This is a genomic window from Clostridioides sp. LIBA-7602 (genome assembly GCF_056688945.1).
Genome location: NZ_CP196991.1, coordinates 938,451 through 960,521, shown reverse-complemented (window position 1 = coordinate 960,521; position 22,071 = coordinate 938,451). Strand labels below are relative to the sequence as shown.

At 31.1% G+C, this 22,071-nt stretch carries 19 protein-coding genes; 1 reads left to right on the top strand and 18 read right to left on the bottom strand.

Features of this window, described 5'->3' with window-relative positions; all coding sequences use genetic code 11:
• Positions 1-21: 21 nt before the first annotated feature.
• The 4 genes from ACTG45_RS04720 to nifV all read right to left on the bottom strand — a co-directional run bounded on the left by ACTG45_RS04720 (position 22) and on the right by nifV (position 4,845).
• The gene (locus ACTG45_RS04720; RefSeq protein WP_021383602.1) at positions 22-471 is read right to left on the bottom strand and encodes a MarR family winged helix-turn-helix transcriptional regulator; all 450 of its coding nucleotides are present in this window, start codon (positions 469-471) and stop codon (positions 22-24) included.
• Positions 472-684: 213 nt separating this feature from the next.
• Complete coding sequence (locus tag ACTG45_RS04715; RefSeq protein WP_021383587.1) at positions 685-1,680, bottom strand: isocitrate/isopropylmalate dehydrogenase family protein; 996 nt, start codon at positions 1,678-1,680, stop codon at positions 685-687.
• Between the two features lie 21 nt (positions 1,681-1,701).
• Entirely contained in the window at positions 1,702-3,627 is a 1,926-nt protein-coding gene (locus tag ACTG45_RS04710; RefSeq protein ID WP_479919924.1) for an aconitate hydratase, read from the bottom strand.
• Positions 3,628-3,651: 24 nt separating this feature from the next.
• Positions 3,652-4,845, bottom strand: coding sequence for a homocitrate synthase (nifV, locus tag ACTG45_RS04705; RefSeq protein ID WP_021383551.1), 1,194 nt, complete (start codon positions 4,843-4,845; stop codon positions 3,652-3,654).
• 445 nt (positions 4,846-5,290) lie between these two features.
• On the opposite strand from nifV, the gene ACTG45_RS04700 reads away from it, so the two are divergent.
• Positions 5,291-6,418, top strand: a complete 1,128-nt coding sequence (locus ACTG45_RS04700) for a DEAD/DEAH box helicase (RefSeq protein ID WP_479919923.1) — start codon at positions 5,291-5,293, stop codon at positions 6,416-6,418.
• Positions 6,419-6,779: 361 nt separating this feature from the next.
• Here the strand turns inward: ACTG45_RS04700 and ACTG45_RS04695 are convergent, their stop codons facing one another.
• From ACTG45_RS04695 to ACTG45_RS04630, 14 genes are all read right to left on the bottom strand, one after another.
• Positions 6,780-7,970, bottom strand: a complete 1,191-nt coding sequence (locus tag ACTG45_RS04695) for a YkvI family membrane protein (RefSeq protein WP_021383591.1) — start codon at positions 7,968-7,970, stop codon at positions 6,780-6,782.
• A gap of 602 nt (positions 7,971-8,572) precedes the next feature.
• Positions 8,573-9,388: an MBL fold metallo-hydrolase gene (locus ACTG45_RS04690; protein ID WP_021383566.1), complete on the bottom strand. Its 816-nt coding sequence runs from the start codon at positions 9,386-9,388 to the stop codon at positions 8,573-8,575.
• Positions 9,389-9,571: 183 nt separating this feature from the next.
• Entirely contained in the window at positions 9,572-11,014 is a 1,443-nt protein-coding gene (locus ACTG45_RS04685) for a glutamate synthase-related protein (RefSeq protein ID WP_021383583.1), read from the bottom strand.
• A 125-nt stretch (positions 11,015-11,139) separates the two neighbouring features.
• Positions 11,140-11,526 (bottom strand): desulfoferrodoxin family protein, encoded by a 387-nt coding sequence (locus ACTG45_RS04680; protein WP_021383667.1) that lies wholly within the window; start codon positions 11,524-11,526, stop codon positions 11,140-11,142.
• A 38-nt stretch (positions 11,527-11,564) separates the two neighbouring features.
• Entirely contained in the window at positions 11,565-11,954 is a 390-nt protein-coding gene (locus tag ACTG45_RS04675; RefSeq protein WP_021383669.1) for a Fur family transcriptional regulator, read from the bottom strand.
• Positions 11,955-11,985: 31 nt separating this feature from the next.
• Positions 11,986-12,522, bottom strand: coding sequence for a rubrerythrin (gene rbr, locus ACTG45_RS04670; protein ID WP_021383568.1), 537 nt, complete (start codon positions 12,520-12,522; stop codon positions 11,986-11,988).
• A 373-nt stretch (positions 12,523-12,895) separates the two neighbouring features.
• Complete coding sequence (locus ACTG45_RS04665) at positions 12,896-13,678, bottom strand: ABC transporter permease (RefSeq protein WP_479919922.1); 783 nt, start codon at positions 13,676-13,678, stop codon at positions 12,896-12,898.
• 9 nt (positions 13,679-13,687) lie between these two features.
• Positions 13,688-14,458, bottom strand: coding sequence for an ABC transporter permease (locus ACTG45_RS04660; RefSeq protein ID WP_479919921.1), 771 nt, complete (start codon positions 14,456-14,458; stop codon positions 13,688-13,690).
• Positions 14,442-15,365, bottom strand: a complete 924-nt coding sequence (locus ACTG45_RS04655) for an ABC transporter ATP-binding protein (RefSeq protein WP_479919920.1) — start codon at positions 15,363-15,365, stop codon at positions 14,442-14,444. Before ACTG45_RS04655 ends, ACTG45_RS04660 begins: the two co-directional genes overlap by 17 nt.
• A 146-nt stretch (positions 15,366-15,511) precedes the next feature.
• Complete coding sequence (locus ACTG45_RS04650) at positions 15,512-16,441, bottom strand: sensor histidine kinase (RefSeq protein ID WP_479919919.1); 930 nt, start codon at positions 16,439-16,441, stop codon at positions 15,512-15,514.
• A 2-nt stretch (positions 16,442-16,443) separates the two neighbouring features.
• Positions 16,444-17,136: a response regulator transcription factor gene (locus tag ACTG45_RS04645; protein WP_479919918.1), complete on the bottom strand. Its 693-nt coding sequence runs from the start codon at positions 17,134-17,136 to the stop codon at positions 16,444-16,446.
• Between the two features lie 454 nt (positions 17,137-17,590).
• Positions 17,591-18,439 (bottom strand): PRD domain-containing protein, encoded by an 849-nt coding sequence (locus ACTG45_RS04640; RefSeq protein WP_021383556.1) that lies wholly within the window; start codon positions 18,437-18,439, stop codon positions 17,591-17,593.
• Positions 18,440-18,466: 27 nt separating this feature from the next.
• A complete protein-coding gene (locus tag ACTG45_RS04635) occupies positions 18,467-19,873 on the bottom strand; it encodes a glycoside hydrolase family 1 protein (protein WP_479919917.1) in 1,407 nt (468 codons plus the stop codon).
• 114 nt (positions 19,874-19,987) lie between these two features.
• Entirely contained in the window at positions 19,988-21,865 is a 1,878-nt protein-coding gene (locus ACTG45_RS04630; protein WP_021383656.1) for a beta-glucoside-specific PTS transporter subunit IIABC, read from the bottom strand.
• Positions 21,866-22,071: the final 206 nt, after the last annotated feature.

Genomic DNA, 22,071 nt, shown 5'->3' with positions numbered 1-22,071 from the left:
ATATCTCCTTATATTAATTTACTATCTCTTCACTTTAAACCATTCTTTTTCAGCATTTTTGCTCATTTTTTCTAATACTTTAGTTGCAACCTGCTTTTCTTCATCTGTAAAATTCTCAAAACACATCTCTATACTTCTATTCTCTTCTTCAATTATCAACTCATAAACTTCTAAAGATTTATCAGTTGGAGTTAAATTATATCCTCTTTTATCAGACTCATCCTGCTTTTTATCTACATATCCTGCTTTTATTAATTTCTGTATGGCTTTGGTTGCTGTAGCCTTATCTACCTTCAACATATTTGATAATTCCACAAGGTTTATACCAGGATTTTCACAAACTCGTGTCAAAAATGTAAACTGTCCTTTTTGCAACTTTAACTCCTTGTACTTAATATCATTTATCGAATTTACTGCTCTAGATAAAGTACCGACTTCTCTTAATATATTACTGTCTAATGCCTTAATCAAACACACCTCCAATTAATATGTTGATTTTTAGTTGAAAGTTCAACTTTATTCAGATATTACCATATATTGGTTGAAAGTTCAATTAAAAAACAAAATTTTTAATATTACTCTTTCCCTTTACTAAATACTGTTAAAATTAAAAGCTGTTAATTGTATCTACAACAATTAACAGCTTTCCTTTAATATACATTATATTTTTACTATAAACACTATCTATACGATATATTTACATACTTCATCTGCAAACTCTGTAGTTGATGCTGAACCACCTAAATCCACAGTTAATTTACTTCCCTCAAGAAATACCTTCTCTAAAGCTGTTTCTATCTTTTGTGCATTTTCATACTCACCTAAGTATCTAAGCATCATTACTGATGATTGAATAAGTGCTGTAGGGTTAGCTTTATTTTGACCAGCTATTTGTGGCGCACTTCCATGAACAGCTTCAAATATAGCACAATCTTTACCAATATTTGCACTTGGAATTATACCTAGCCCTCCAACAAGACCAGCTCCTAAATCAGATAGTATATCCCCATAAAGATTTGGCATTACCATTACATCATAATTTTCTGGATTTAAAACTAAGTTCATAGCTGCTGCATCTACAATTAAATCATCATACTCTACATCATGTTTTGACGCTACTTCCCTAAATACATCTAAGAACAATCCATCAGACATTTTCATTATATTTGCCTTATGTATGGCTGTAACCTTTTTTCTCTTATTGTCTTTAACATAGTTACATGCAAAATCAACTATTCTTTCACTTGCACCTCTTGTTATTATCTTTATACTTTCAGCTGCATAGTCACCTATTTTATGCTCTATTCCAGCATACAAGTCTTCTGTATTTTCTCTTACAACTACTAAATCAACATCTTCATATCTTGATTTTATACCTTTAAAACTTTTAATCGGTCTTAAATTAACATACAAATCTAATGCCTGTCTTAAAGTTACATTTACACTTCTAAATCCTTTCCCTACAGGAGTAGTGATTGGACCTTTTATAGCTATTTTGTTCTTTTTTATACTATCTATAATATATTCAGGAAGAGGAGTACCATATTCTTCAATAACTGCCTCTCCTGCATTAACTTCTTCCCATTCTATCTCTACCCCAGTAGCTTCTACTACCTTTTTCATAGCTTTCGCAACTTCTGGTCCTATTCCATCTCCTGGTATAAGTGTCACTTTATACATTAAATATTCCCTCTTTTCATACTAATTAGCTTGATTTTTAGTGTAATTTAATTTTCCACCAGCTTTTAATACATCAACTTCTTTTGCTGATAATTCTACTTTAACTTTAAAAGAAGTTCCTTTAGTTGTGTTCTTAACTTCCAAGATTCCATTATCTAAATTATCCAAAATATTTGGTATCTCAAGATTATCTAAAAGAGATAAGTTTTCATAATCTTTCTCATCATAAAACTCCATTGGAATTATACCACTATTTATTAAATTAGCTTTATGGATTCTTGCAAAGCTCTTTACTATTACCCCTTTAACGCCTAAGTATAGTGGTGCTAAAGCTGCATGCTCTCTACTTGAACCTTGCCCATAATTATCTCCACCAACTATAAATCCACCACTATTGTCTTTTGCTCTTTGAGGAAACTCTGTATCTACAGTGTTGAAACAATAGTTTGCAAGATATGGTATATTACTTCTAAAAGGAAGTAACTTAGCATTTGATGGCATTATATGGTCAGTAGTTATATTATCTTCTGTCTTTAATATAATTTTTCCATCTATAGACTGACTTAGCTCTGTATTAAGAGGGAAAGGTTTTATATTAGGTCCTCTAACTACTTCTACATCACTACCTACATCAGCAGGTTTTATTATCATGCTATCATCTATCAAAAACTCATTTACATCTAAGTCTGTAAATTTAATATCAAATTCTCTTGGGTCTGTAAGTTCTCCTTTTATTGCACTTACTGCTGCTACTTCTGGGCTCACTAAGTACACTTGTGCTGATAGAGTTCCACTTCTTCCATAGAAGTTTCTATTGAAAGTTCTTAAAGACACAGAATCAGTACCTGGAGATTGCCCCATACCTATACATGGACCACAAGAATTTTCTAGTATTCTGGCTCCAGCACTTATTATATCTGCTAAAGCTCCATTTCTAGCAATCATCTCCATAACTTGTCTTGAACCTGGTGCTATTACCAAACTCACATTCTTATGCACCTTATTTCCTTTTAGAATTTGAGCAACTTTCATTAAGTCTTCATAAGAAGAATTTGTACAACTTCCTATCGCAACTTGGTCTATTTTAATTTTTCCTATATTTTCAACTTCATCTACATTGTCTGGACTATGAGGTTTCGCAGCTAATGGTTTTAATTCATCCAAGTTTATAGTAATCTCTTCATCATAAACTGCATCTTCATCTGATTTTAACTCTATCCATGCATCTTCTCTTCCTTGACTCTTGAAGAATTCTAGTGTTTTTTCATCACTTGGGAAGATTGAAGTAGTTGCTCCAAGTTCAGCTCCCATATTTGTTATTGTAGCTCTTTGTGGAACAGATAAACTTTTAACACCTTCTCCACCATACTCATAAACTTTACCTACTCCACCTTTTACAGTTTGTTTTCTTAACACTTCTAATATTATATCTTTTGAAGATACCATATTATTTAATTTTCCAACTAGATTTACTTTACAGACTTTTGGTGCTTTTATATAGTACGCTCCTCCTGCCATAGCTAAAGCAACATCTAATCCACCAGCTCCAATAGCCATCATGCCCACACCTCCAGCTGTAGGTGTGTGGCTATCAGAACCCAAAAGTGTATCTCCTGGTGTTGAAAATCTTTCTAAAAACACTTGGTGACAAATACCATTTCCTGGTTTAGAGAAATAAACTCCATATCTATCTGCCACTGTTTGTATATATTTATGGTCATCTGCATTTTCAAATCCTTGTTGTAACATATTATGGTCTACAAATGCTACACTTCTTTTAGTTTTTACTTTATCTATACCCATAGCTTCTAATTGAAGATATGTCATTGTTCCAGTAGAATCTTGTGTTAAAGTCTGGTCTATCTTTATACCAATTGAGTTTCCAGCAACAGCTTCTCCATCTACTATATGTTTTTTAATTATTTTATAAACTATATTATCTCCCATATTTTCCTCCTAAACAATTATACCTTAAATATATGAACCTCTAACTGCTTCTTCCTCTGTTGTTTCCTTCTCATGTGCTAGTATATCACAATATAATTGAAGAATTTCTTTATCCATTAAACTTCTTTTTAATCTTATTGATGTAGCTCTTATAGCATTTAATAGCTTGGTAGCGTTTTCTGGAGAAATATACATTTCATATTCACTCAACTTATTTATAACTGCAGCTCTTCCTGAATGTTTACCTATTACTATTTTTCTCTCAAGATTTACTTCACTTGGGTCAAATGGTTCATAGTTATGTGGGTCTTTTAAAGCTCCATCTGCATGTATACCAGATTCATGGATAAACATATTATCTCCAACTACTGGTTTCCATGTAGGAAGAATTCTTCCTGATGCTTGTGCAACATACTCACATATTCCTCTAAATTTTCTAGTATCTATATTATTTAAATCACATTTATAGACGCACTTAAGAGCCATTAAAACTTCTTCTAATGCTGCATTTCCTGCTCTTTCACCTAATCCATTTACTGTAACTCCAACATAATTTGCTCCTGCTGCTATTCCTGCAAGTGCATTTGCAGTTGCCATTCCAAAGTCATTATGTGTGTGCATTTCTATGTCAAAATTAGTTCTTTCATAAAGAGTCTCTATCGCATTCTTTATAGAAAAAGGATTCATAACTCCTACTGTATCACAATATCTAAATCTATCTGCCCCTGCTTGTTTTCCAACTTTTATAAATTCAGTTAAGAAGTCTATATCTGCTCTTGAAGCATCTTCTCCATTTACTGAAACATATAATCCATTTTGCTTTGCAAATTCAACTGTTTTAGCCATATTTTCTAAAACCCAACCTCTAGAAGTTCTCAATTTATTCTCTATATGAATGTCAGATACTGATATTGATATAGCTACTGCATCAACACCACAAGAAATAGATTCTTCTACATCTTTTATTACTGCTCTATTCCAAGCCATTATATCTGATTTTAAGTTTCTACTACATATGTGCTTTATTACGTTTTTTTCATCTCCACCCATAGTAGGTATACCAACTTCGATTTGGTCAACACCTAGGTCGCTTAACATTTCAGCAATCATTATTTTTTCTCTATTTGCAAATACAACCCCAGCTGTTTGCTCTCCATCTCTTAAAGTAGTATCTACTATTTTTATTTCCTTTGCTCTATCTTTTGATATAATGCACATATTAATGCCCCCCTTAGTATACTTTTAATTTTAAAAATATTCGATTTTATTTTTCATTGATACCTCTAACTTATGATTATTTTTTTATTTTTTATTCATTTTAATTTCATTTGCAATTTATTTTTTTGCCTTTTCATATCTTGTAATCTATTATATTACTTTATATCATTTATTGCACTATATTTTTTCTTTTTTGTGAAAACTTCTTAAAAATGAAAGTTATTATGTTTTTCTTGCATTTTAATTTAATCTTTAAATAGATTTATTTTCAAAAAACCTTTAAAAATAAACCTCTAAAATTCCTCCTAAAATTTAATTTAATCTACATTTTATTTTAAGGTATCTTCATATATTTCTAAACTATATAAATAATAATCAAAAAAATTACTAAAAATACTTACAAATATGATATTATTAATTGATTAATAAAAAAAGAAAATTTTTCATGAAAGGTAAGATAATAATGGATTTTAAAAGCTTAGGGATTAGTGAAAATACAATAAATATTCTAGGAAAATCAGGAATAATAACACCTACACCTATACAAAACGAAAGTATCAAATTGATAAAAGAAGGAAAAGATGTAATAGCAGAAGCTCAAACTGGTACAGGAAAAACACTTGCTTTTTTGCTTCCGATATTTGAAAACATATCATTAGATATAAATGATATACAAGTGCTTATACTTTCTCCTACAAGAGAACTAGCTATTCAAATAACAGAAGAAGCAATAAAACTTAAAGAGTCTAAAGATGTAAATATCCTAGCTGCATACGGAGGAAAGGATATTGGTTCTCAAATAAAGAAATTAAAAGGAAATATTCATATGATTATAGCTACACCAGGTAGACTTTTAGACCATCTAAATAGAAAAACGATTGACCTTAGTAAGTTAAAAACTTTTGTTTTAGATGAAGCAGACCAAATGTTACTTATGGGATTTAAAAATGAAGTTGAAGCTATTTTAAAAGATACTTCAAACAAAAAGCAAACATTATGTTTTTCTGCAACTATGAATTCTCAAGTAAAAAAATTAGCTTATAGATATACAAAAAATCCAGTTATAGTTTCTATCCAAAAAGAAGAAATTACTCTTAATAATATAAAACAAGAAGTAGTGGAAACTACAGATAGAAAAAAATTGGATGCCCTGTGTAAAGTTTTAGATGAAGATAATCCTTTTATGGCTATAATATTTTGTAGAACTAAAAGAAGAGTTGACAATCTTGAAGAAGCTCTCGCTATAAGAGGATACAATTGTCAAAAACTGCATAGTGATATTGCTCAGTCAAAACGAGAAAGAATAATGAAATCATTTAGAAATTTAGATATACAATACTTGATAGCTACAGATGTGGCTTCTCGTGGTCTTGATATATCTGGAGTAAGTCATATATATAATTACGACTTACCAGAAACATCTGAAGACTATATTCATCGTATTGGTAGAACTGGTAGAGCTGGTGAGGAAGGCTATACATGTGCTTTTATTGACCCTAAAAATGAACGAATGTTAAGTGAAATAGAGACAGCTATTGAATCTAAAATTAGTAGAAGAATTATAGAATTGTAATTTATAAACTAATTAAAATTCCAATAGTATATAAACACTATAATCTACAGAAAGTAGGTATTAACCTTTTCTTTATTATAATACTATTTTACATTGAATAAAAAAGCTGTAACCTTTATGATTACAGCTTTTTCTGTCTATTCTTAGTTTTATATTAACTGTTTCAAAGTTGTTTAATATTAAGCTTTGCAAATAATCTCAATAAATATATTATGTTCATTATATCTGCCAAATTTTAATTTATCAATTTATTTTTTAACCCTATTTTATCATATCTAAATAGTAATATACTCTATTTTTATTTGACTATATTTTCGTCTTATTAATTAAATTATCTCTTTTATTTAAAGTACTACTCATTTTATAAATTTTCAATATTTTCGTTTAATTCGGCTGGCCATTTAGCCTCTGGATGTTCCTTTGCAAATTTCTTATTCTTATAATGCCCTAATGTAAGGAAAGGAATTACTATAGTAAATAGACCAAGATAACCACAATATCCATATCCATATTTAACGATATTACTTAATCCTGTAAGTGATATAAGCATTGACACTACCATTATTGCACACGCCGTAAATACCCTTCTTTTCATTTTTGAGGAAAGGAAAGAAAGAGCTTTATGGTCTTCAAATCTATTTACAAGACCAAATATAGTAGTTACTCCTGTAGACATCAAACAAAGGAATAATGCCACATTATAAATTATATATATAGTATGATTTCCAGATTGACCTGCTACATAAAGAGTAGGAAGTGTTGTTTGCCCAGCAGCAATAATTTCTTTATACCAACCCATTAACATAGTTACAGCAAGCCCTAATGCAACTGCATTCATAATAAATGAAATTACCATTGCCTTAGTAGCCTCTTTTGAATTCTTAAGAAGTGGTCTTGAACATCCTGCAAGTGTAGGTATAACAACTGATTGAAATCCTGCATAAATAAAAGTATTTAGTATTGGCTTAATATAGCCAGGTGTAAAGCTCGTTCTATTTGATAATATTCCAGTTATTTCTGGCACCTTAGCTTTTATACCTACTATAAAAATAGTAAGTGTGCATACTAATATAGCTATGGTCATTGCTGTAGCAGCTTTAGATACAAGCATAGCTCCAAATATAGTAAATACAAGAAGTACAATCCCAATAATAAATACAGCTATAAAGTAATTCACCCCTATACTTTGGAATACTGCTGCTGCACCCGCTATTACAGCACTTACAGCTATTAAAACCATAAGATAATAATATATTTCCCATATTATTTCAAGTTTTGGATATGGACTCCAAAGCTCACAAAATAAATCCTTATAATTCCTACAATCATTATTATTATACATTATAATAACTTCTCTCATGGTAGCAGTAAGTATAATCATTGCTAAAACTGCCATGAATGGTGCTGTCCATCCATACTGCACATAATACTGAGTTTCTTGGTTACCGGTTGCAAATCCCCCTCCTGCATGCGAACTAAAAAGAACGCTTGCAACTCCAAAAATAGCTAGCATAGAGCCAGTTACTTTTGCTTTCTTTACATTTTTTTGCATGAAACCATCCTCCCCTAAAAATGATAATGAAAGTTTATATTTTAACACTTTCTTGATAAAACAATAACATTTTTGTTTGTTAAATTCAACCAGCTATTTTTAATAAAATTATATTTTTAACTCCTTTTTCCTTATATATTAAATATTTTAAACATATTCATTTTATTTTTTAGCTTTTTTTAAATCTATTTTGTTTTTTACTTTTATGAAATTTCTTTCTTAATGTTAAATTTTATACAAAATATTGTTTATTATTAAATAAGTATTATTAAATAATTATTTAATAATACTTATAATATATGAATTTTGCTATAGTATCATATTTATTGGAATTATTAAGCCTAATAATAATCAATGTAATTTTTTTAACAGTGCATGTATAAATAAATAAACTTGCTTTATTTATTCTATCATTATTAATACATGATAAAATTGTTTATTAATGAAAATATTTTCTCGTTAAAAATAATTTTTTTATAATATTTCATGTAATACTACATTAATTTTTTTTAAAATAAATATAATAAAAAGGAGTTATCTCAAAATTGATTTTTTTCTAATCAAATTTTAAGTTAAACTCCTTTTAAATATCATCTCAAAACTTATACACTTATAGTCAGCCCTACTCCAACTTCATTTACACTTAGTATTTCATTCATCTTAGCTTTTACCTTAAAAGAAACACAATGACAAGGGTACAACATTCTTATTCTTTCTTTATCTAAATATTTGATTGTGCTATCTAGTCTATTATCCAATTCAAAAAGATGAAAACCACCTAATATACCAATAATTCTGTCATCTTCACATACCTTTTTAGCATACTCCACTATATTACAAATTCCACTATGAGAACATCCTGTAATAATAAAAAGCCCTTTATCCGTTTTACAAGCTATGGCAGAATCATCTAAAACATAATCATCTTCCCATAAGTCTCCTGCTTTATATTTGCCCATTTTAGCTCTTTTTTCAAAATTATGTATAGAAGGTATTTCACCTAAAAATATACAGTTCTCACTTATATTAAAAGGTTTCTCTTGAGGATTATACATGAAAATTTGTTTAATTTCATCAACAGAAAACGGAGCACCTATATTCTCCTCGCCTTCTTTTTTAGTTATAAAACAATTAGGATGTGCGACAAGTTCAACCTTAGACAAATCATATTTATTTTTCAGATACTTTACACCTTTTGTATGGTCATTATGTCCATGAGAAAAAGCAATATGAGTTAAATTGCTTAAATCTATATCTAGTTTTTCGGCATTTGATATAAATATATCTGAATATCCCGCATCAAATAAAATCCTATTTCCATCAATTTCAATATAATAGCTTACTGCTGGTTCTCCAACAAAGTACCTATCAATATATGTATTATTATCAGCGAGAACTTGTATCTTTAACCTTTCCATGATAATCACTCCTTAAATTATTATTTAGTTTAATAGTACGATATTACAAAATATTTTACAATTTAATATCTTTAATTTTCACAATAAAAGGAGAACTTTACAAAGTAAAATTCTCCTTTCATAAACTGTCTTCACTATTTATTTTTACAAATATTTATCAATAAATAGCCCCAAACTTAAAATCTATACATGTTGTATATTTGTATAATTTGATATTTCAGAGTTAACTGTATACAAATCATCAATACTTAAATCATGTATATCCTTATGACCAGAAACTCTAGCAAAAGTCTTAAGTTCTTCTAAACTCACATTTAAGAAGTTTGCCACTCTGTTAGCACTATTTTCTATATGTAATCTTTTTCTTAATCCCTCATCTTGAGTAGCTACCCCCACAGGGCACTTACCAGAACCACATATACGATACTGTTGACATGCCGCTGCCATAAGAGCAGAACTTGCAATGGCAATTGCATCAGCTCCCATAGCTATTGCCTTAGCAAAATCAGTAGATATACGAAGTCCACCTGTTATAACTAAGTCTATATCTAATTCATGTGTATCTATATATTTTCTAGCACGGTGAAGAGCAAATATTGTTGGGATTGAAGTTGCATCTTTAAGCAATTTTGGACTTGCTCCAGTAGCTCCACCACGACCATCAATAGTCACAAAATCAGGCTTAGCATAAGCTATAAATTCCATATCTTTTTCAATATGTCCTGCTGAAATTTTAACACCAATTGGGCGACCTTCTGAAACTTCTCTAAGCTCATCTACAAGTTTCTTTAAATCTTCTTTAGACTGTATTTCTTCAAAACAAGATGGACTTATTACATCTTGACCTACAGGCTTATTTCTCACCTTTGCTATTTCTTCAGTAACTTTTTCACCAGGAAGATGGCCTCCCATACCAGGTTTTGTACCTTGACCAATTTTTATCTCTATGGCATCAGAATTTCTAAGGTTTTCTTCAGTAACACTGTACTTGTTCGGTACATATTCAAAAATATACTTGTATGAAGCTTCTTTTTCTTCTGGCAGTATACCACCTTCTCCACTACACATAGCTGTCTTATTTTTAGCTGCACCCTTTGCTAAAGCTATTTTTAACTCTTTAGATAAAGCTCCAAATGACATGTGAGAAATATAAACTGGATTTTCTATAACCATAGGTTTTTTTGCTCTTTTTCCTATTATTGTTGTTGTATTTACTTCATCATGTTCATTTAAAGGTAATGGATTTAATTGAGCACCCATAATTAAAATATCATCCCAAGAAATTACTGGAAGTTTAGTTCTCATAGGTTCTATTATAGACTTTCCTGTAACAGCCATTTCGTGAATTATGTCCATATGTTTCTCAACTTCATCATCTCTTCTTAAATATGTATTTAGGTAATTTAAATCACCTGCTTTTTCACTAGTTACTTTAGCTTCCTCATTGCTTTCATCTTCTGCTTCCTTTTCATCTTCCTCATAGTAAACAGTACTTATTTTTCCAAAATAACTGCGACCTTTTGTACATACAGGGCATTCCCAGTCTTCACTTAATTCATCCCATGTTTTATCATTTTTAGATTCATCGTAAATATATCCACAAACACTACATTTATAAATTGACATATTATTTTCTCCTTATGTTATATTGACATTAAATATAATTAAAACTTGAATTTATATAAATTTATAGGAGGCTATTTGTATAAAATACATTTATAGCCTCCTCTTTAATTCACTTTATTTAAATATTACAGTTCAGCCTTCCATAATCCATGTAAATTACAGTAAGCATATGCAGAAATTACTTTATCATCATCATTCAAAGCAAATTTAACTACAGGTTCTCCATCTACTGCTAGACATTTACGTTGACCACCTTGCTCAGTCATAAGATATACCCATGCTATATGATGCTCTTTAGTCATCGGATGAGCAACACTACTTATTTTAACAGTAACAATATTTCCTTCTACTTCAATAACAGGTACATGTTTTTCAACTGCTGCATCTGTTGTATTAGGAACAAGTTCCTTCATAGGCTTTCCACAACAGAAAACAGGTACACCACTATTTTGTATCATTCCTATAAGGTTTCCACAAGTCTCACATATAAAAAATTTTTGTTCACTACACATAAACTCACCTCATTAATTATTTTTTAGAATTTGAAAGCTTAGCCTACTTGACTACACTTTTCACAGTTATTACAAATCCCTTTAAAACTTATGTTATAAGATGTTATTTTTATGTCTGTTTCATCTGCTATTGATTCTTTTAAATTATTAAGAACTTCAGATTCTAAGTCGTACACCTCTCCACATACTTCACATATTATATGATAGTGATTATCCATTCTACCATCAAATCTATCTGGATTTCCTGGAATACTAACCTTTCTTATAAAGCCATGTTCTGTTAGCTGGGCTAAATTTCTATACACAGTTCCTAAGCTTAAATTTGGATTATCTTTTTTTAAATTTTCATATAGATAATCCGCAGTAGGGTGAACCGGATTATTTAATATTTCATTTAAAATCAGTTCTCTTTGTTTAGAAAATTTCATAGTTAACATTCCTTTTTAATTATAATAATTTTTAATAGTTTTCAGCTTTTATATTGAAGTATGCCTTTGGATGATCACATACTGGGCATTTTTCTGGTGCTTCAGTACCTACATACACATGACCACAGTTTTGACATTGCCAAACAACCTCTTCTTCTCTTTTAAAGATTTTTCCTTCATTTAAGTTTTCTAAAAGTTTTAAGTATCTTTCTTCATGCTCTTTTTCTATTTTTCCAACAGCTTCAAATAAATAAGCTATCTTATCAAATCCTTCTTCTTTAGCTTCTTTAGCAAATTTTGCATACATGTCAGTCCATTCATAGTTTTCACCTGCTGCTGCATCTTTTAAATTTTCCTCTGTTGAAGGCATTCCATCGTGTAAAAGTTTAAACCATAACTTAGCATGTTCTTTTTCATTGTTAGCAGTTTCCTCAAATATAGCAGCTATTTGATTATAACCTTCTTTTTTAGCTTTTGAAGCATAGTATGTATATTTGTTTCTTGCCTCTGATTCTCCTGCAAATCCTGCCATTAAATTTTTTTCTGTTTTAGTTCCTTTTAAGTTCATAATTAATTCCTCCCTTTTCAATAATAGTAATGATTACTATTTCTATATTTATATAATATATCAATTTCCACTTTTTGTCAACTATATATAATATTCTTTTTTTTATTTAAATATTCTTATTTTCAGATATTTTATTTAAAGCATGTATTTTAGAATATACTTAATATAATATATAAACACACATGACAGTCTCCTCTCTTGCTACTATACCTATCGCAAGTATTAAAATAATCGTGATTTAATAAATACAAAAAGAAACGACAGATTGAAAAATCAAAACTGTCGCTTCTTGGACACATGGATATATATACTGTACGACAGATTTTTTCTTTGTCACCATCTGTCAGCTTAAGTAAAAGAAATACCATTTATGTTATTTGTGAGAATTCTTTTTATGTTTTGTCCCTTTTTTCTTAGATATGGTCATAACTTTATCGTAATTGGGCGTAAATGCAAGTAGAATAGCTGTCAGAATTAGAATTACTGCCAAAGTTATAACGCCAATAAGAGGCTGATAAATAGTACTAGTACCATTGTCATATCCAATGAGACCAAGACCTGCCGTAATCGGATAAAAGTCTGTGAGATTTCTTCCTGCAACAAACACACCACAAAATCCATACACAAATGCAATCCCTACGCCTGTCATAAAGGCATTTTGTTTACGGCTAAAATAAACAATAATCGGCAAAACAGCAATATAACAACACAGATTAACAACTAAAATCTGAGCTAAGGATTTTACGACAAGTGTAATGGATATATCTATATTGCAAAATATTAATCCAAAAATAACTGTGCATAAGAAGCTGAAAAGACTTAGCAATACAGTAAGACTTCCAGCCATAATTAATTTTCCCACTAATAATTTGCGTAATGAAACGGGGGCAGTCAAGATGTTCTTTAAGGTTTGGTCTGTATATTCGCGGTTAATAAGATAGCCTCCAATGAGCGTAATTCCAAATGGAAAAGTAAGGCTGAAATTGTTCCAGATAACCCCATTTGCAAAACTCTCATACGTTAGAGAGTCGCTTCCGTTGGAACTAACAATTTGAAAAACCGCCAGTAATACTGAAAACAGAACAGCAACAACACCAACCCATAGAATATTATATCGCTTTATTTTTTGAAATTCCGTAGTAATTATATCAATCATAGATACCTCCTAATTCTCTTGCTTCTTATATATCACACAGATTAGCAGAGTTGCCATAATTGCTATTAAGCATAAAATGCCTACACATGCATGGGTTGATAGTAGATATGGCTGTCTAAGTGCTGTATATTCACCAGTTGGATCTCCCCAAGATGCCATCCACCAGCGCATAATAATGGGCGCAGGTAATATGCTTAATAGCGGGTTATTTGGTTCAAAATTAATAAGATTTAAGGATATACCAAAATTGAAAATAGTATATACAAAAGAAAGTATAATAGAAAAAATATAGCTACGATTGAAATATACAATGAGTACCACAACAGGAAGTGCAGTAATAAAAAACATAGCTCCAAAAGTAATGCTCATTCCTAATTTTATAGCAATCACCTCTACTGTTCCAACAATGAAACCTCCAACGATAGTAGCACCTAACCCGACAACAGAGTAGCAAAGTGATATCACCATAAGCACAGCCAATTTTGCCAGAGCCAGTTTTCCTCTTGGCACTGGCACTGTTGCGAGATTTTTTAATACGTCGTTATCTCTTTCTGTGAAAAATAGTTGACTGGCAACAATACTCAATACAATTGGTAGTAACAAAAAATATCCAAAATTGATAACTAATTTGAACAATTGCTCAAATGGCAAGTTGTCCTTTGCAATCAAGACAGTTGCAGGAATTGGGAATAAGCAAGCACCTAAAATAGAAGTCAAGATAAATTTTAATCGCTTGATTTTTGAAAATTCACATAAAATTAGATCAAGCAATTCCTTCACCCCCTGTTACTTTTTTAAAGTAATCTTCAAGAGTATCCTCACACAAATGAGATTCAGATACATCAATGTTGTTTTGAATAAAAGCACGATTTATTGATGCAACCGAAACATCTGTATCATAAAGCATAATATTGTGATTATCTGCTACTTTGAAATTTTTCATGTTAAGTTGAATTTCCAAAAGCCTTGCTGCCTGTGCTGCATCAGATACAGCAAAATGTATGTATTTATTGTTTTTTTCTTCCAGTTGGGCAATACTTTCTTCCTCCAACAAAATGCCATGGCCAATAATGCCTATGTCATCTGCCAACAAGGAAATTTCAGAAAGAATGTGACTGGATATCAAAATGGTTTTACCTCGTTCTGTGCAGAGGTCACGAATAAACTTTCTTACTTCTGCAATACCAATAGGGTCAAGTCCATTGATAGGCTCATCCAAAATCAGCAGTTCTGGGTCATGCATAATGGCGAGAGCAATCGCCAGCCTCTGTTTCATACCAAGAGAATATTGAGAAAATAACTTTTTATCATTGTTAGGTAAACCGACTACTTCCAGTGCTGATTCCACTGCATTTTTTTTTGGTATCCCCCTAAGCCTTGCAAAGATTTTGAGATTTTCTGTTCCTGTAAGATTAGGATAAAAACCTGGTGATTCAATCAAACATCCAATTCGAGGAAGAAGTTTCTTTTCGTTCTTCTGAATATATTGACCAAAGATTTTAATTTCGCCAGTGGTTGGTTTTGTTAGACCTAACAGCATTTTCATAGTGGTCGTTTTACCAGCACCGTTTCTTCCCAGCAAGCCGTAAATGCGACCTTTCTGAACGTGAATATTCAAATTAGAAACACTCTTTTGAGTGCCATACTGTTTAGTTAGATTTTTTGTTTCAACAATTAAATTATTCATAGATAATAAAAGCCTCCTTTGTTTATCAAAGTAATCATACCACTTCAATCTTGCATTAACCTTACAACAACCTTGTATTAACCTTGCAACTTTAGAACTTACAAAAAATCCCCATGTGGACACATGCCACATGGGGAAAAATAACGTTATATTAATGGTAGTCTCACTGTAAATACGGTGTACTTTCCAATTTCGCTTTCTACTGAAATCTTACCACTCATTCGCTCCACCATCTGACTGACGATAGATAAGCCAAGACCACTGCCTTTTTCTGAACGACCCTTGTCACACTTGTACAGTCTCTCAAAAATGTGATGTAAATTTTCTTTGGCAATCCCAACACCATTATCCTCAACACAGAATAATACCATTTTGGAATCCTCACTCATGGTAATCTTGATTTGACTAGCCTGACTGTGATCAAGAGCATTCTGAACCAGATTATTCACCACACGTGAATATCCATCTGAATCGAGATTTACCATGAGTTGCTTTTCTGGGATATCAATTTCAAAATCCAGTTTCTTTTCATAGAATATGGGAATCCAGTCTTTCAGAATATTCCGTGACAGCTCTGCAATTTCCACAGATTCTATTGATAGTGTAAATTCATCAGAGTTCAAGCGGAACCAGTCAAAAAGAACATCAATATAATCCTTGAGGTCGTAAGCTCTGCGCCGAGCAATTTCAATATATTCCTCACGTTCATTCCCGATGACGATGCCACTGTGTGCGGCATCCAGATAGCCAATCAAAGTTGTTAATGGTGTACGAACATCATGAGATAGACTGGTCATGAGTTGCTTACTAGCTTTATCCGCCTTTTTCAGAGAAATCAGCTTATTTTCATAGTCGTATACAATCTCATTAAACTGATAAACCAATGGAGCCATAACATCACGTGGCTTAACTAGTACCTTGCGATTTTCATTTCCACTTTGTACATCAGCAAGTGTTTCTTCTATATCTTTTAGTCGACGCCTAATATTCCCAAGCTTGGAAAAAGCGAATATAGAAAATAGAAGTAGACCAATTGACAACAAGAGCAATAGGAAAATTATCGTTTGCGAATCCATTTTCATACCTCCCCGTTGAATTGATACCCAATACCTTTTACTGTTTGTAAATATACGGGTGATGAGGGGTCTAGTTCAATTTTTTTTCGCAGACGACTTATAATAGCCATGATATTGCTGTCGTCATAGACATATGGTTCACCCCACACTGCTTCATAAATCTGCTGTTTCGTTAGAATCTTCCCCTGATGCCTTGCACAGAAAAGAAGTACACCAAACTCCTTCGGTGGAAGCAACATAGGTTCTCCATTGGTAATTACTGTATGCTGGTCAAGATTAATCAACAAGCCTTTAAAAGAGAGTTGCTGTGGTTCTTCATTATTTGGATTAAAACGGGTATAGCGTCGGATTAAAGACAGGACACGAGCAGTAAATTCGGCAATCTCAAATGGCTTGGTCAGATAGTCATCTGCACCAGCTCGCAAGCCATGCACTTTACTGTAATTATCGCTTTTTGATGTCAGCATTAAGATGGGAATACTGCTGTATTTTCGTATTTGTTCCATAGTTTCAAAACCATCCATACCTGGCATCATCACATCGAGAACCACTAACTGATAGTCTTGTTTTGAAAGTTCAGTAAGTCCATCTTTCCCAGAATGACAATAGTTAGCTTCAATCTGTTCAATGGAAATACTCTTTTTTAGCAAAATACAAAGATCTTTATCATCATCTATAATTAAAACTTTATTCATATAAATCCCCCTTTCTACATCTATTGGTAGGCTTTTTTATCTCTCTAGGGATTAGCCATACTGTAGCATTAGCACTTAGGATGCACCCCACAACATGGTATTAATCTATCCATATGAGGAGTTATACCTCATTTTTCACTCACTTATTTAAGTGTAATTCATATTTATACTTCTAACACCCATTAGTATATTTCATCATCTTGAAAAAATCAAGCGTATTATAAGTGTGTTTGAACAAAGCAAACACAATAATCCATCTACTATAAACATATAAAGCACAGACGTATAAATGTCGAAGATATAATGATATAAAAATTCAAAAAGGGAGTTGAGCTTAAAATTTGATTAGAAAAAAATCAATCTTGAGACAACTCCCTTAAATAATTCTATTATTCAGATTTAAAGTTTAGTTAATCTTTAGTTTTTTATAAAATTACTAACATATTAAGATATTCTAACTATTTTCATCTAATTCTCCTAAAATCTTATGAATATGAATCATCAAATACAATTCTTCTTGTCTTGGTAATTCTCTAGAGTACTCCTTATATATATAAGCTCCTATTTTTTTTACACATTCATATTCTTCCTTACAATTTTTTTGAACTTGCTCATATATAAAATCTATTTTTTCTTTTGATGGTTCATTAGCTAGAAATCTTTGTGAAAAAGCCTTTAGATGCATTACAAATCTCCTATAATAAAATGACTCTTTATTATATACAATAGAAAAGTGATAATGAACTATTTGTAAAATAGCATTTACAATTTTAGTACTTCTCTTATTTCTATCACTATAAGGATTATCTTGTTGTGCATTTATAAAATGACCTGCTATATTACCAATTTCCTCTTCTGGTAGCTCTAAGCCAAGAACCTCCTTAAAAGCAGTAATCGCATATCTTCCTATATCATATTCTTTTGGGTTAAACTCCTTAATTTCAAACAAATAGTGATTCTCAATCATTATACCTTCTTTAAAACGTCTCACTGCAAAGGCTATGTGGTCAGTTAAAGCCAAATATATATGGTTCATAAGTTTTAAGTTATATTTTTCTATTCCATATGTGATTATCATTTGAGCTATACCAAAATATTCTGCATCTATTTCTGATGCAAGTTGTATGATACTCTTTTTTATATTTTCATCATGAAGAACAAAAGTTTTTTCTATATCTTCTTTATTTAACTCAGACCCAACCTTATAATTGTGACCAATACCTTTCCCCATCAATATTATTTCTTCGTCATTATCATCCTTTGCAAGTAGCAATGAATTGTTCAATACCTTTGTAATATACATACTAAAACCCTCAATATATGTTTATGTTTATTTTGTTATTCCATTGTTCTCTATAACTTCTTTATACCAATAAAAACTATCTTTCTTTATTCTTTTTAAATCTAAAACTTCATGGTCTGTTCTGTTTATATAAACAAGTCCATAACGTTTATTGAAACCTTGTGAAGAACTTAAAAGGTCTGTAAATGACCATGGACAATATCCTATCATCTCTACACCATCTTCAATAGCTAATTTACATGCATTTATATGACTTCTTAGATAATCTATACGATAGTCATCATGAATTTGTCCTTCTTCTAGTATATCTTTTGCTCCAAGCCCATTTTCTGTTATTATAACAGGTAAGTGGTACCTTTGCCAATATTCGTTTAGAGCTACTCTAAGACCTGATGGGTCTATTGCTGCTCCATATTCTGAAGCATTTAGATTAGGATTCATCGACATTTTAAATAATCCATACATACTAAAATCAACAGTTCCTTCTCTTAATCCAAATGGATGTTGTGAATCCTCATATAAAGCTTCTGCACAGTTTGTTCTATAGTAATTTACAGCTATAAAATCCATTTTAGATTTTTTAAGTATTTCTTTATCCCCCTCTTCCATATGAGGAATTATATTTCTTTTTTCAAGATAATTCATATAATACCCTGGATATTCTCCATAATGATGCATATCAAGCATATAGTACACTTTGAAGTTATCATTCATTCTAGCGGCATACACATCTTCTGGTTTAGATGTAAGAGGATATGTTACAGATGATGATACAGCTGCTCCAATTTTACTTTCTTCTATCATTTCATGGCATGCATTAACTGCTAAGGCATGTGCTAAACAAAGATTATAATCCATCTGTGCTCGCATCTTATCTATCTTCCATGAGTCTGTTTCATCATATATATTAATTCTCTCCTCCACTCTAACAATTAGATTCTGTTCATTATGTGGTTGCCAATACTTTACTCTATCTCCAAAATACTTAAAACATATTTTAGCAAATCTTTCAAAAGCATAGACAGTCTCTCTGCTTTCCCACCCATTATATTTCTCTACTAGTACAAATGGAAGGTCAAAATGGTATAAAGTTACGAATGGCTCAATATCACATTCTATTAGTTTATCTATTATCTTGTTATAAAAATCTATACCTTTTTGATTTATCTCTCCCTCACCATCTGGAATTACTCTTGCCCATGAAATTGAAAAACGATAGGTCTTCATACCTAACTCTTTCATTAATTCAATATCTTCTTCATAATTATGATAAAAATCCGATGCTATTTTAGTATCTGCTTGTAAATGAGATTTTTTAAAAGAATTGTAGTCAGCTACTGTTCTTCCTTTATTGTCTTCATTCCAAGCCCCTTCTACTTGAAATGCAGAAGATGATGCTCCCCATAAAAAGTCCTTTGGAAATCCTGTATTCATAAATATTTCTCCTTTTACATTAATTATTTTCTTCATTAATTCATTGCCATAAGTTCACTTTTTGAATATACTTGCCTGATTATTTATTTTTTACTTATTTCTAGTTAAATTAACTTAGTTATTAGCTAATACCAATGAAATTATATTATCATTAGTTGAAACATAACTAGGCTTGCAAGAAATTACTTGTCCAAAATCAAACGTATTATTTACTATAACTGGTGTAGTTACATCATAACCAGCCTTTTTTATTTTATCTATATCGAAGGATATAAGTTTATCACCTTTCTTAACTAAATCTCCTTGATTAACGTGTTTTGTAAAATATTTACCATTTAATTCTACTGTATTAATTCCAACATGTATTAACATCTCTGCTCCATTATCCAGTTTTAATCCTATCGCATGTAATGTTGGAAATAAAGAGGCTACTTCACAGTCAGTAGGTGCTGTTATTACTCCTTTTTTAGGTAATACAGCTATCCCTTCTCCCATAGCTTTTGATGCAAATACATCATCCTTTACTTCTGACAACTCTATACATTCTCCCTCAACAGGTGAAGTTATATCAATAACGCCATCTTGTGTTTCTACTTTTATAACTGAATTTTCTTCTTTAGAAGATTCTTCTAAATCTTCAAACCCTACTAGATAAGTTGAAATAGCTGAACCAAAAAACGCTATAGCACAACCACCTAAATAACTTAAAAAACCTAGTGCCCCTGCCTCAGCATATACAGGTATAGTTAAAACACCTTGGTTTGCAAATGCATTACCATAAGCTCCACCCATTCCCATTATGGCACCTCCAATTGCACCACATATTACAGCACATACCATAGGTTTTTTCAATCTAAGATTAGCGCCATATATTGCAGGTTCAGTTATACCAAATAGAGCTGTTATAGTTGCAGACATAGAGATTGTTTTTAAACCTTGGTTTTTTGTTTTGAAAAATACCCCTAGAGCAGCTCCTGCTTGTGAAAAGTTAGCAGCTCCTGCAAATGCCAATAAATTTTGTCTTCCAGTCTGAGCCACATCACTTATACCTATTGGTAACAGTGCTCTATGTGCTCCAAATATAACTAAAACACACCATAATCCTCCTACAAATGCTCCACACAATGCAGGGCTTAGTTCATAAATATACTTGTAAGAAAAGTTTATGATATTTCCTATATAGATACCAATTGGTCCAAATAAAAATAATGTTGCAGGTAACATTATAACTAATGATAATGTAGGAACCATTATTATTTTTATTACTTCAGGAATATACTTTTCTAATACTTTTTCAACATATGAAAGAGCCCATATAGCAATAATTATTGGAATAACAGATGATGTATATGTAGCTTTGGTTACCACCAACCCTAAAAATCTAACAGTCTCTTCACCTGCCATCAAAGTCGTAAAAGCTGGATAGCAAAGTGTGGCTCCTAGTACCATTGATATTATTTTATTTGCATTGAACACTTTAGCCGCAGTATATCCTAGTATAATTGGCATAAAGTAGAATATAGAATCAGCCATAGCATTTAAAATGATATAACTTTGAGTTTCTTTTATATCTACCCCATGTTTATTCATATAATACATGGCAAGAACTGATAAAATACCTTTAATCATACCAACACCTGCTATAGCAGGTATTGTAGGTGTAAATATACCAGCTACTGCGGATAATATAGAATTCATTATACCTTGTTTTTCTTCATTTTCATTTTTTTTACTTACTTCATTTGATTGAGGCACCATTTTTATAACCTCATCATACACTTTTTTTACTTTATTACCAATTACAACTTGTATTTGACCCATACTCTCAACAACAGTTATTACTCCTTCAGTTTTGGATAACTTATCTTTATTCACTTTAGAAGAACTTTTAACCTTAAATCTGAGTCTTGTCATACAATGAGTCACTTCATTTATATTCTCTTTTCCTCCTACGTTTAGTAGAATTTCTTGAGCTATATTTTTATAATCCATAAAAAAATCCTCCATTTTCAATTATAGGCTTTTTGTTTTATGGCCATTTAAACAAAAAAAACGAACCAAATAAATAGATTATACCCATAGTACTCTATAGATAATCTATAAAAATTGATTCGATCTTGCCTGCATTACCAGTAACACGTCTACTGTTATAATATTCAAATTTGTTAATTTAATAGTAACACAAGCGTTTTCTTAAT